Source organism: Brassicibacter thermophilus, assembly GCF_055378355.1.
Map to the genome: position 1 here is coordinate 1,080,542 of NZ_AP042446.1, position 13,992 is coordinate 1,094,533.

General features: G+C 30.4%; 10 protein-coding genes. 9 read left to right on the forward strand and 1 reads right to left on the reverse strand.

Features of this window, described 5'->3' with window-relative positions:
* Positions 1 to 178 precede the first annotated feature (178 nt).
* Positions 179 to 568: a hypothetical protein gene (locus ACZ41D_RS05115; RefSeq protein WP_464152848.1), complete on the forward strand. Its 390-nt coding sequence runs from the start codon at positions 179 to 181 to the stop codon at positions 566 to 568.
* Between the two features lie 250 nt (positions 569 to 818).
* On the opposite strand, the gene ACZ41D_RS05120 is transcribed toward ACZ41D_RS05115, so the two are convergent.
* A complete protein-coding gene (locus ACZ41D_RS05120; RefSeq protein ID WP_464152849.1) occupies positions 819 to 2,252 on the reverse strand; it encodes a transposase in 1,434 nt (477 codons plus the stop codon).
* Positions 2,253 to 2,412: 160 nt separating this feature from the next.
* Between ACZ41D_RS05120 and ACZ41D_RS05125 the strand changes: the two genes are divergently transcribed.
* The 8 genes from ACZ41D_RS05125 (at position 2,413) to ACZ41D_RS05160 (ending at position 13,834) form a co-directional block, all read left to right on the forward strand.
* Positions 2,413 to 4,398, forward strand: a complete 1,986-nt coding sequence (locus ACZ41D_RS05125) for an FRG domain-containing protein (RefSeq protein WP_464152850.1) — start codon at positions 2,413 to 2,415, stop codon at positions 4,396 to 4,398.
* A gap of 57 nt (positions 4,399 to 4,455) precedes the next feature.
* The gene (locus ACZ41D_RS05130) at positions 4,456 to 5,961 is read left to right on the forward strand and encodes an SIR2 family NAD-dependent protein deacylase (RefSeq protein ID WP_464152851.1); all 1,506 of its coding nucleotides are present in this window, start codon (positions 4,456 to 4,458) and stop codon (positions 5,959 to 5,961) included.
* A gap of 999 nt (positions 5,962 to 6,960) precedes the next feature.
* Complete coding sequence (locus tag ACZ41D_RS05135) at positions 6,961 to 7,269, forward strand: (2Fe-2S)-binding protein (RefSeq protein WP_464152852.1); 309 nt, start codon at positions 6,961 to 6,963, stop codon at positions 7,267 to 7,269.
* Positions 7,262 to 8,350, forward strand: coding sequence for an NAD(P)/FAD-dependent oxidoreductase (locus ACZ41D_RS05140; RefSeq protein WP_464152853.1), 1,089 nt, complete (start codon positions 7,262 to 7,264; stop codon positions 8,348 to 8,350). The genes ACZ41D_RS05135 and ACZ41D_RS05140 overlap by 8 nt, the downstream gene beginning before the upstream one ends.
* Complete coding sequence (locus ACZ41D_RS05145; RefSeq protein ID WP_464152854.1) at positions 8,350 to 9,132, forward strand: (2Fe-2S)-binding protein; 783 nt, start codon at positions 8,350 to 8,352, stop codon at positions 9,130 to 9,132. The genes ACZ41D_RS05140 and ACZ41D_RS05145 overlap by 1 nt, the downstream gene beginning before the upstream one ends.
* Complete coding sequence (locus ACZ41D_RS05150) at positions 9,125 to 10,273, forward strand: NAD(P)/FAD-dependent oxidoreductase (RefSeq protein WP_464152855.1); 1,149 nt, start codon at positions 9,125 to 9,127, stop codon at positions 10,271 to 10,273. Before ACZ41D_RS05145 ends, ACZ41D_RS05150 begins: the two co-directional genes overlap by 8 nt.
* A gap of 178 nt (positions 10,274 to 10,451) precedes the next feature.
* Positions 10,452 to 12,083 (forward strand): L-glutamate gamma-semialdehyde dehydrogenase, encoded by a 1,632-nt coding sequence (gene pruA / locus ACZ41D_RS05155; protein WP_464152856.1) that lies wholly within the window; start codon positions 10,452 to 10,454, stop codon positions 12,081 to 12,083.
* A 269-nt stretch (positions 12,084 to 12,352) separates the two neighbouring features.
* Positions 12,353 to 13,834, forward strand: a complete 1,482-nt coding sequence (locus tag ACZ41D_RS05160) for an ISLre2 family transposase (RefSeq protein ID WP_464150702.1) — start codon at positions 12,353 to 12,355, stop codon at positions 13,832 to 13,834.
* The last annotated feature ends 158 nt before the right edge of the window (positions 13,835 to 13,992 follow it).

The window sequence follows — 13,992 nt, forward strand, 5'->3', positions numbered from 1 at the left end:
CATCGAAATATCGGTAGAGTCCTTGAGGGAGAAGATATTTTTCTTTTTTATAGCGAAGAGCATGAGTTTAGAAATATTTCTTATGAATGCTATTCAAAATTAATTAAAAAATACCCTTTTTTAAAAAATCAAGCAGATATGATATATAGATTTATAAAGGGCCATCATAGGGTGCTGAGTGAGAAGTATACAAAATATTCTCAGTTACTTTTTTACACAGGCAATAGATGATTGGATAGAAGAAACAAAAGCAAAATATGGTATTAGTATTCCTGCGTTTGCAAACTTTTATGTTGAAAGATTTTATGATTTAAAAGATAAATGGCCATCTTCTCATAAGAAAAAATCTGACATACCTTATTTTAAATATGACTATGACTATAAGCAAAAGAAAAATCTATTCAATCTTGATTCAGTTTACACAAAGATATCAAATAAACCATTTATCGGAGGAAAGAAGCAAGAGCTGGAATTAATTATGATGTATTATTGGTTACATAATATTGAAATTGATAATAAATATTGGGATGAATATTCTTCAAAGGTGATAGGAATTTTGAATAAGTAGAATAATACAATTTTGTTGATATATTATTAGTTAGCTGGATTAAGAAGAGTACACACTACTAAAATTTTTAAGTTTTTTAGAGGCTTAGAAGAATCCTATAAAATAGGTAGTTGCAGAATAAAAAAATGAACTTATCCACAGAAAAACAAGATAAAAGATGCGATAGCATAAGAAAATCCACAAAAAAGAGCATAAGAAACCGAAGGTTAATTAAACCTTTAATTTTTATCAATATTCAATTATGTTCAAATTATGCTATTAATGTTTTTATCGCTAGAGGATTATCGTGATTTTCTTGAGTTTTAAACAGAAGTATGAAAGCAATTAATTGAGATATACAAGCCAATAAAATATCAGATTTCAAGGAAACTGTATTACGAACTTTTGTAACTTTTAACTGCATAAAATTTTTAATTTGCGATATAGACCTTTCAATAATGGTCCTTCGCTTGAAAAGTAAAATCCATTTCAAGCTATCGCGAGGAAAAGAAGCATTAAATCTGTAACTATGATGGATAGTAAGTTGTTTAATCCGCCCACATTTTGACTTGGTGCAGGGATTATCACAATTAAGAATATAGGTAGTTTTACCATTTATAATGGTTTTCTTTACCTTAGGGCAGATATACTTAATTCTATCAGCACGACCTTTTTCTCTAGTAATACCGTCGTAGACCATAGGTAAAGAAGGATCTAAAGGGCAAAGAGGAACACCAAGTTCATTAAAACCAGGTTCAGGTAAATTAGAGGAATTTCTAGGATTAATATTGATAATAGGCATAATATTTTTAGAATGTAGATAAGCATAATTATCATCAGCATCAAAACCAGAATCTCCAATAAAGTATTTATAATTAAAATTAGGATGAATACTAAAAAAAGTTTCAAGAGAAGGAATTAGAGATTTAGCATCATATAAATCCTTAATCCCTTGTGGAGTAAGGTCAAAAGACAAACTATTATCAGAGTCATAAAAATTAACATCTCTAATAAGGCCAAAACCATTAGTAGAAATAACAGCTTTTTGATAATAACCAAAATGACCATTAAGGTAACAAAACTTAGCGTCTTTATTAGAAGATGCCGATTTAGGCATTAGACTTTGAGCATATTTTTCGATATCAAAATTAGAATTAGGATTACCTTTATTAATAGATTTATCATAAGCTTTCGCTTTACGTAGCTGAGACTGGTAAAACTTAGGATTATTTTCAGTCACATAAGGTTCAAAGCCAGTAGTATCAGTAATTAAAATAGAAGAAAGAAAAGGGCTAACATCTTTAGCTAATTCATCAGTGACATCAACAAGACAATGAAACATTTCTCTTAACTCATCAGAGAAAGTAGATTTAAACCTAGAGAACTGTGACTTATGAGGAATTCTAAGGAAACCACAAAAGCTACGCATCTCAGAAGAAATATGTAAAAAAGAAATTAAAAGGTCAATAGTAGGGATAGATAAAATATTTTTAAGAACAAAAGCTAAAAGCATAGACTCAAGAGAAAAATCTCTATTAGTACCTTTATTAGAATAATACCTTTGATAAAAAGAAAAAGGAATAAACTTAGAAATATCAATAAATTGATCAAATAAAGAAAGTAAATCACTTTGATTTTGATAAAAAAAATTATCAAAATCAGAAGAAATATCACAAAAGTTTAATTGTTTAGCTTGAACTGGCATGGTTTTCTCCTTTCTTTGAGTTATTAACAATTTCTTATTATATATATACCCAAAAATGGGGGAAAACCATCCATTTCAATAGATTTAAATGTAGTATTTATGCTAGTTGTAGTATTTTGCAACGAGCTAATCCTATAAAAGTTAAGGGGGAACTAGGAAGATGGAGCAAGCAAGTAATGTTAAGCAATTTTTAAAGCTTTTGGAAAGGTACAAAGTATACAGCGGGGTCTTTTTTCGTGGGCAATCAGAGAAATACAGTACTATTACTTCCAGCATTTCTCGAGATATAGGATATTATCAGAATGAGCATTTAATATATGCTGAAACAATTAGTATGAAACGAGACGAATTTGAAGTTTTTAATTCGCCAATTGAACGATTATCAAAAATGCAACATTATGGAATACCCACTAGATTAATTGATGTAACTGTTAATCCTTTGATTGCGCTGTTTTTTGCAGTACAAAATACTAATGATAAATATTCAGGAAATGTTTATGTATTTATACAAAAAGAGCATCCACTACATAGTAAACATGTTAGATTACTTGCACTTTTAGCAACTTTAAGTGATTATAGCATTAATGAGATTAAAAAAACTTATACGAAGTATTATGAAGATAATATATCAGAGGAAGAAATACTGTTAATGGTACAGGAACCTGCTTTTGTAGAATATACTGAAGCTTTAAAAAATACTAATAGTCGCTTGTTTAATCAAAAAGGAACATTTGCAGTGTGTGGAAATGAGGTTATTAATGGTGTAATCCAAAAGAAAATAAAACCCTTAGATAAAGTGTGTCCAGTTAGGGTAATTAGAATTCCATATGAATATAAATTATCTGTCAAAAGAGAATTAGATGAGCACTATGGAATTAATAAACCTATAATATATCCAGAGCTACCATCAGTTGCTGATTATATAAAAGAAAAGTATAAAAGTGAAAATTTAAATATAGATGGTACATTTAGCATAGTAGAGGTAAAAGATATTTCACATTTAGCAGTCAAACGTATATCTATAAAAATAGTATTGGAGAAAACACTACAAATTCACCAAATAAAACAAATTGGTAAATCCATAATTGATAAATATACAGAAAATAATGATGTTGTCTGGATATATATTGCTAAAAATGGCGACGACTATATAATGAATAACTGGATTTTAAGAGGACAATGGATAAGTGACAAGTTAGACGATAAATTTAGACCGCTACCAATCGGAAAGCCTGATGGTAATGGATATTATTGGGATCATAGCAAGTCGTATAGTACATTGGCAGATTATTATTCACAATATGTTTTTGATGATGATAAAAATCTTTATGTCTATTATGAAAAGGTGTATTCAAACATAAAAACGATATATAATAATCTTTATACTGCCTTTCAATCTATGGGTATAAATGAATTTGCTTCGATAGTTAATAAGCACAAAAAAACTATACATGAAGCATTTATGTTATTTGGCGAGTTTGGACGTTCAAAAAATAAAGAATTCGATGATTATTTAGATAATTATCAACAGGTGGCTTTACAACTTGATAAAATTCAATTATGGGTAAAAAGAAATGATTTAAATGAAAGAGCAAAACATTATCAAATATTTCAATGTTTTCAATATGCTAAAAAACATGTTGATATTATCGATCATAAAAGTTCAAAATGGATGAAAAGACTGAATGTTACTGAGGCAGATTTTAATAGAATTGACCCACAAAATAGATCTAAAAACGATTATCAATATAGATCAACATTACCGTTAAATCCAAATGCTCTTATTGTTGAATTTGATGTTGATATCTGTAAGAATTCTGATAATACATTTAGGATAAAAGGGAAAACTAACTTATTTGATAAAGCTATTCTGATGCTATCAGTAAGAGATATGAATGGTAAATTACAAGGCCAAAGTAAGGCTGAAGTAAATGATGGTTGTTTTGACTTTGGAGTATTTAGTAATAAAGGTTCTGGATATAGTTCAGGAAAATATAAGGCTGAAATATCGCTTTCTATACCAAATGTTCAGCCAAAAGAATTTGTACAAAAGGCAGGAATTGAATATGAAAACCTAGCTGGTGAGTATATGGATAGGACTGGATTTGGCCCTACTTTGAAATATGAAAAAGAATTTATTATATAGTAAGATATTAATTAACTATAGATATAAATTCATTTATATAAACGAGGGGGAATTATAATGGATTATGTGCTAGATTCTTTAGCCAAAATGGCAGCAAAACATAAAATTGTTCCATTTATAGGTGCAGGTTGTTCTATACCACATTTATCTTATGGCTGGGACAGTTTAGTTGCAGAAATGAAAAATGAAATTAATAGTTCATATAGCGACCACCTTGAAGTTGCACAAGAGTTTATAAACAAACGTGGGAAGAAGGGATTGTGTGAATTTTTAAAGGAAAAGCTACTGATAGATAAGTTTGAAGATAAGAAGGGATTTACTCATATTGCAATAATGAGCCTTGGTATAAAATTAATATATACTACTAATCAAGATAATGTTATGGAAAAATGTTTTGAAAAATATGGTAGAGAATATAGGAAAATTGTAACTCTTGACGACTTGGCGCAATCTGTACCAGGTGAAAACTTGTATATTAAGTTTCATGGAGACCTTTTTTACGAAGAATCAGTAGTTTTTACACAGAAAGACTACGAAAACAGGATGATTAATGACGATTGCTTTCTTGATATAAGGCTAAGGTCTGATTTATTAGGAAAGAGCCTTCTGTTTATTGGATACAGTTTTAGAGATGATAATATAAGGAAGATCTTTGAAGAAATCAATTCATCATTCAAAGGAAAGTTGCCACCTTCATACCTAATTGCATACTCATATAGTAAGGAATTACATGATGTGTGTAGCAAATATAATGTAAAATTAGTCAATCCACAGGATTATTTCCCTAAGTGTGATAATAGAGAAGCTTTTGAAAAGTTCCTGTACGAGTTGGTTGAAAAGACATTCACCTATAAAATACATCAACAAATTGATGATATGTTCCACCCTAAAATTCCTCCAACACAAAGAGTAATCAGTGCTTTTGAATTGAAAATATTGAAAGAAATTGTTTCCAAGGAGAATTTTTCAGAATCTCTAGATAAATTTAGAGCTTTGCTAGATCAAACATCAATACCTCTTGATTTTGAAAAGGATGTCGCAGAATTATTTTTTACATTATGTAGAAATTGCTCTACAAGCCAAGATGTAGTTAAACTTAATGATGCAGCATTTAATATGTTAATTAAGAACAGAAGTATAAGATTTGAAATTTTGGCTCACTTGATGGCAATTGGTAATGTAAGAGAAAAAAATAGAGGCTTTGATATATATCTACCTAAAATAAAAGGTATACCAAGAGAACTATACATTATTGCAGTAGCAAGAGCTATTGAATTATTAAACGAATGGGGTAGAAAAGTTACAGAGCAATTTAGAAGTTATGTTATAAGTTGGGTGGACAGTAGTATGAATTTTGAAGAAATACCATTAGATGTGCAACAGTATGTAAAAAGAAATATAGATTGGGCATGGAAGGAATACACTACATATGAGTATCCATTAAAAAGGCAGCAAAGACTTAAGGATTTTCCACTTTTTAAGAGTAGATCAAGTTATGAAGAAATTCTAAATGATATGTTAAACATGATGCCCAAAAGATTTAATAGTCCATATGAAGAATAAAAAAGGTATAGTTCAAGTAAGAGAATTATTATAGTTGATAACTTAATTATTAAAAAAAGTTTTATTGCGGTGATTATTTTTTTATATTTGTAAAATAGTCAATCTAAAACACTTCTCACTTTTAAGAAATATACTATTACATAAAACTAATAATTCTCTGTATGAGCATCATCATTCTATCAAAACATATGATGTATAATTAAACATATGAGGTGTTTTCTTTTAATCTAAAATCTAATCTCTATGCATGTGGAGTCAGTAGTATTGATTAAAAGAAAACACAGCTAGGAAATGTTGAAATTTTATTGAAAATAGAGGTTTTGTGTAAAATGAATATGTTCCCATGAACGAGGATAGAAAACAGTGCCCTACATTTGATTGTAGGGTTTTTTGTTTTACAGGAAAATGTTTTTTATGTAGAAATAAACAAATATATTTTACGAAGAGGGAAGTTGTTTTGTGATTGGGGAAATTGAATAATTTTAGGAGGTTCTTTGCATTATTCTAAAATAAATATCAAATTTAAAATCTCATTTTCAATGAGCTATCGCTTTATACTCTTTTTTTCTGCTGTAAAAAAGAGTAATTATGCAATTTCCTCAAACAATAAATTGTATAATAAGTGATGAAAATATGTTTATGGGAATCTTTTCGTGATTTGGTCATTACTTTGATATTCACATTTTTAAATTTTTTATAAATACACTTTTGCTTTGGAATAATATAGTTAAATTAATGATTATAAATAAACTAATTTAATACCAATCAGCCGTCAATATATGGGCTTTACGTCGATATATTGACGGCTATAATATTGATAAATTAAAAAAATATATCAAAAAATTGACTTTCACAAAATTATGCAAGTTAAAAATATTAAAAAATCAAGGTTCAGAACATTAAAAAAATTGGCATGAAATATGCTATACTTAATATTAAGAATATTATGAAATATTTGCAATAATTTCAACAACAATGTTGTGGGAGAGGGGGATATTATTGAGAATTGAAAAACATCCTATTTTGGAATTTAAGAGAGGAAGAAAAATCAAATTTACCTTTGATGGAAAAGAAATGGAGGGCTATGAAGGTGAAACTATTGCTGCAGCTTTGCATGCAGCTGGAGTAAAAGTTTTAAGGGAGAGTATAAATGCACATCGCCCACGTGGTTTTTATTGTGCAATTGGAAACTGTTCTTCATGTCAAATGATAGTAAATGGTGAACCAAATGTAAAAACATGTATAACAGAGCTTAAAGAAGGTATGGTAATAGAGACGCAACAAGGAAGGGGGAAATATTTTGATTAATAGTGAGGTAGCTATTATTGGAGGAGGTCCTGCTGGATTATGTGCTGCTATTAGTGCTGCTAAAGCAGGAGCAAAGGTAGTATTAATAGATAGAAACAAAAGATTAGGAGGACAGTTAATTAAGCAAACCCATATGTTTTTTGGTTCCGAAAAGCAATATGCTTCTACTAGAGGATTTGATATAGCAAATATATTGCTAAATAAACTTGAAAAATATAAAGATAGGGTTTATATACTTAATGATACAACAGTTTTAGGTATGTATGAAGACGGAATGATAACATTGGAATTAAAAGGGAAATATGAAAAATTAAAATCCAAGGCTACTGTAATTGCCACTGGAGCTAGTGAAAAGACATTAGCATTTCCTAACAATGATTTGCCTGGCATATATGGAGCTGGGGCGGTTCAAACATTGATGAATGTCTACGGGGTAATGCCAGGTCAAAAGGCATTAATGGTGGGAGCTGGTAATATAGGACTTATTGTAAGCTATCAACTGCTTCAAGCTGGTGTAGATGTAGTGGCAATAATAGACGCTTCTCCTAGAATTGGAGGATACTTAGTACATGCTGCTAAAGTGAGAAGAATGGGAGTACCTATTTATACTAGATATACTGTTAAGAAAGCAATAGGAGAAAGGTTTCTTGAAAAAGCTATAATATGGGAACTAAATGAGGATTGGAAGCCCATAATAGGGACTGAAAAAGAATTTGATGTTGATGTTATGTGTATTTCTGTAGGGTTATCGCCTTTAAGCGAATTATTATTTCAGGCAGGATGCGAAATGAAGTATATACCTGAACTAGGAGGACAAGTACCTATAAGAAATGAAGAATATGAAACTACTAAAGAAGGTATATTTGTTGCAGGAGATGTTTCTGGGATAGAAGAAGCAAGTAGTGCTATGGTAGAAGGATATCTTGTAGGACTTTGTGCAGCTAAAAAAATTGGGCGGATTCATGAAAGGTTTGATGAATTAGTAAAAAATTATAAAGGACAGTTAAAATCACTACGCTCTGGACCTACAGGTAGCAAGATAAGGTTAGGAATGGAAAAATTGATGGGAGGTGTTATTTAATGATAGAAAGTACTGGAGTACCAACTATGGAAATGGTAAGAGAAGTTTTCCCATCTAAAGATAGGATTAATAAGGGACCTGTAGCAGTCATAGAATGTTATCAGAAAATACCGTGTAATCCTTGTTCGACTGTATGTGTAAGAAAAGCTATAAAAGAGTTTGACGATATAAATGATAGACCTATAATTGATACAGATATATGTAATGGTTGCGGAATGTGTATAAGTAAATGCCCGGGATTAGCTATTATGGTAGTAGATGGAAGTTATTCAGAAGATAAAGTTATATTTAGAATTCCTTATGAGTTTTTACCTTTGCCTAATGAAGGAGATATAGTTAAGGGGTTAAATAGGAAAGGAGAATATATTGGAGACGTTAAAGTATTAAAAGTACAATCTCCAAAATCCTTCGATAAGACAAATGTTATTCACGTAGCTGTAGATAGAAAGTTGCTTTATGAATTTAGAAATATAAAAGTTGAACCTAATGAAATAAAGGAAGAAGAAACTATAATTTGTAGATGTTCGGATGTAACATTAAAGGAAATAAGAAAATTGATTAAAGAAGGATATACAAGTGTCGATGAGATAAAAAGAATAACTCGAGCAGGTATGGGACCATGTCAAGGAAGAACTTGTGAACAACTCATATTAAGAGAAATATCAATTATGACTGGTAAAAATATAGCAGAGCTTAAACCTGCTACTAAGAGGCCTCCTGTAAAAGGTATAAAGTTAGATGCTATTGCCAAAGCTGCTAGAGGAGGTGAATCTAATGATTAATACTGCAGATGTTGTAGTAATTGGTGGAGGTATATCTGGATGTTCTATAGCATACAATCTTGCCAAAAAAGGTGTAAGAAATGTTGCTGTGATTGAAAAAAATTTTCTTGCTAGTGGTTCTACTGGAAGGTGTGGTGCTGGTATTAGACAACAATGGGGTACGGAAATGAATTGTAAATTATCTATGGCTAGCATAAAATTTTATGAAAATGCAGTAGAAGAGCTTCAATATGACAGGGATATTGAATTTAAACAAAGTGGTTACTTGATGGTAGCGTCTACTTCTAAAGAAGATGAACAGTTTAAAAAGAATGTTGAGTTAGAAAAACAATTAGGGATAAATGTTGAGTTTTTGACTCCTGAGGAAGCTAAAAAGATTGTGCCATATCTAAATACTGATTTAGTGACAAGTGCTACTTTTTGTCCAGATGACGGACATTTAAACCCTTTTTTAACAACAGACGCTTATGCAAAGGCAGCAAAAAGACTTGGAGTAAAGATATATACTAATACTGTAGTAACAGGGATAAAGGTGGATAAAGGTAGGATTGAAGGGGTGATAACTGATAAAGGCGAAATATCCACAAGGATTGTTGTAAATGCAGCAGGAGGGTATTCAAAACAGATAGGTGAAATGGTAGGTATTGATTTGCCTGTATATTCAGAAAGACATCAGATTTTAGTGACGGAACCTGTTGAACCAATGCTAGGTCCTATGGTTATGGGGTTTGCACTGAATGTGTATTGCCAGCAATCTCCAAATGGAACATTTATCATGGGTAGAGGAGACGATACTGAACCAAAGGATTTGAGGATAACATCTGGTTGGAAGTTCTTAGATGAGATGAGTAAAACAATAACGGAATTATTACCACCAATAGGAAAATTAAGAATAGTAAGACAATGGGCTGGGCTTTATAATATGACTCCAGATAAACATCCTATATTAGGACCAGTTAAAGAAGTTGAAGGTTTTTATCTTGCTATTGGATTCAGTGGTCATGGATTTATGTTAGGACCTGTAACTGGATTATTAATAGCTGAACAAATACTTGGAGAGGAAAATACTATAGACGTAAGCTCTCTTGATAAAGACAGATTTGAAAGAGGAGAATTAGTATTAGAACCATCTGTTGTGTAGAAAAAATTAAATTTTAAGAAGGATTTTCATATATATGAATAGAATTATAGTATAAGTATGTATTAACTAAATAATTTTTAAAATAATTAAAATTTAATTAAGGGAATTGCAAAATTTCACGAAATATTTTAAATATGCAATTTCCTAAACATTAAATTTAACAAAAAGGAGGAGTAATATGTCAAACAATTGTTTTATGTTAAAAAAACCATGTAATGAACCAGTGAGGTCTTATTCTCCGGGGAGTACGGAGAGAAAAAGGATTAAACAAAAGCTTGAAGAGTTAAGGAGTAAGCAAATTGAGATACCTCTTATCATTGGAGGGAAAGAAGTTAAAACGGGAAATATTGGTAAGTGTGTAATTCCTCATAATAAGAATCATGTTCTTGCTACTTACCATAAAGCAGGGAAAAGAGAAGCGGAAATGGCTATTGAAGCTTCTTTAAAGGCAAGAAGGAAATGGGAGAGTATGGATTGGAGGCATAGAGCTTCAATATTTTTAAAAGCTGCTGAACTATTATCTGGGCCTTGGAGGGACACTTTAAATGCCGCAACTATGCTTGGACAGAGTAAGACAATTTTTCAAGCAGAGATAGATTCCGCTTGTGAGTTAATTGATTTTTTAAGATTCAATGCATACTTTATGTCAGAAATATATAAAGATCAGCCAGAGTATACTAAGGATTATGTTGATGTTGTTGAATACAGAGGATTAGAAGGTTTTGTATTTGCTATAACACCTTTTAATTTTACTTCAATTGGAGGGAATTTAGGTATAGCACCTGCTATGGCTGGTAATACAGTGGTTTGGAAACCTTCAAGAACAGCTGTGTATTCAAATTATTTTGTAATGAAACTTTTACAAGAAGCAGGTCTGCCTGATGGAGTAATCAACTTTATTCCTGGAGAAAGCAGTGAAATATCTGATACTATTTTAGAAAATGAATGGTTAGCAGGTATACATTTTACAGGTTCAACAAAAGTATTTAAACATTTATGGAAAACAGTAGGACAAAATATTGATAAATATAGGAGTTACCCAAGACTTGTAGGGGAAACGGGAGGAAAAGACTTCATTTTTGCTCATAATTCTGCTGATATAAATGCACTTGTTACAGCTATAGTTAGAGGGGCTTTCGAATTTCAAGGACAAAAATGTTCTGCTGCATCTAGAGCGTATATACCAAGTAGTATTTGGAACAAAGTAAAAGAAAGATTAATAAATGAAATCTCTACTATTAAGATGGGAGATGTAGAGGATTTCACAAATTTTGTTAGTGCAGTTATTGATAAAGAATCATTTGACAAAATTAAATCATATATAGATTTTGCGAAGAACTCAAGTGAAGCTGAGGTTATTTGTGGTGGCAAATGTGATGATAGCATAGGTTATTTTATTGAACCAACTGTAATAGTAACACAAAATCCTAGATTTAAAACTATGGAAGAAGAAATATTCGGTCCTGTAATAACCATATATGTTTATGAAGATAAAGATTTTGAGGAAACATTGAAGCTTTGTAACGAAACTTCACCTTATGGCCTAACAGGCGGAATTTTTGCTAGAGATAGAGAAGTTATAATTCAAATGGAAGAAAAATTGAGATATGCAGCAGGTAATTTTTATATAAATGATAAACCAACAGGAGCTGTAGTAGGACAGCAACCTTTTGGAGGTGCAAGAGCTTCAGGGACCAATGATAAAGCTGGAAGCAAGCTAAATCTTATAAGGTGGATGAGCCCAATGCTTATTAAAGAAACTTTTGTTCCACCTAAAAAATATGAATATCCTTTTATGAAAGATAATTAATACTCTGGTTTTCCAGAGTATTTTTAAGTAAAATTTCGACACTACAATAGTTATGCAATTTCTTCAAATAATTTAAGTAATATTAAAATTTTAGAAGGATTATTTAAGTATATATAGAATAATATAATAATAAAAAGAAAAATTCTTAGAGTATAATTTTAGTAGGCAAAAACAACAAAAATGAAAAAGATGCCCGAAAGCACCTTTAACATATATGAATCATCCAATATAATAGTAATTAATAAGAAAACTATAAAAGGGATGATTACATGTATAATATAAGTTTAGATGAAAAAGAAATTAATTTCAAGAACTTAGAGAAAATTATATATAAGCTTGTATGCCGACAGGCATGTGAAATGCTCGTAGAGCTATTAGAAAAATTAGATAATAAATTAATGAAAGAAAGAGATAAAGAAGAATATAGAAATAAAGGATTAAAGAAAACTACCATAAAAACAATAATGGGCGAAATTGAATATAAACGTAGAATATATCAATATACTACACAAGAGGGTAAAAGAGGTTACAAATGCCTTTTAGATGAATACTTAAAAATGGAAACCATAGGACATATATCTACAAATCTAGTAGAAAAAATAGTAGATCTAGCAACAGATGAATCATATAGAAAAACAGCAAATAAAATAACAGAAATGACAAACCAAAGTATAAGTCATTCAGCAGCTTGGAACATAATACAAAACTTAGGAGAACAACTAAAACAAAAAGAAAAACACGAAATAAAATTAAACAACGAAGAAAAATTACAAGGCAAAAAAGAAACAAAAATATTGTTTGAAGAAATGGATGGAGTGTGGATAAATATCCAAGGTAAAGATAAAAAGACTAAGGGAAAAGAGAAAAAAGAACTAAAATTAGGAATTTTTTATGAAGGCTGGGAGAAGAAGCATGAGAAAAAAGATAGATATGTACTAAAGAACAAAAAAGCATATGCAAGCTTTGGAAGTAGTAAAGAATTTAGAAAACTAAGACAAGCCAAAATAGCGAAACAATATAATACTGACGAAATAGAAACAAAAATAGTAAATGGAGATGGAGCAAACTGGATAAAAGAAGTTATAAAAGAAGACAATTCACACTTTCAATTAGATCCATTTCATAGAAATCAAGCAGTACTTAAGAACATAGAAGATAAGAAAAAGGCAAAAGAAATAATAAAGAAACTAAGCAATGGTAACATAGAAGAAGGATTAGAAATGATAACAAAACTAATGATAGAAAACAATGATAATCAAAAGAAAATGAAGAAATTACAGGCACTATATAATTACCTAGTAAACAACAAAGAAGGGATAGTGCTCTACAAACTTCGCCCAGACATAAATATGCCGCAACCACCAGAAGGAATTAAATATAGAAATCTAGGAACAATGGAACATAGCATATGTGATATATTAGCACAAAGGATGAAAGGGAATAAAACAAGTTGGTCAATACAAGGAGCCAGTAACTTAGCCAAGATACTAGCAGAAAAAGCAAGCAAAGAATTAGCAACAACAATAAAATCACTACTGAACAAAGAAATAAAAGAAGAAAAGCTTGAAGAAATAATAGAAAAAGTAGGATTAACAGCAGCAGAAGTAAATAAAAAGCCAAAGAAAAGCAAGATATACAAACACAAAAGAGCAAGCATGCCATTTAGTCAATGTTCAGTAACTAACGGAAGAAAAGCCATAAAGGACATGTTAGGTTGCAAATGTGCAAGTCAAATGAACCTAAGTTTTTAATATCTAATATATTATATAACTTAAAAGAATAAGCTAACATACGATACCTATGCTCTAATATAAGCCTAAAAAAATACAACATAATAGAGCATTAATACTGATGAATAAATAGAATTAGACCTAAAAATAGGGCTCTCAGACTTATTGTTATTCTATAA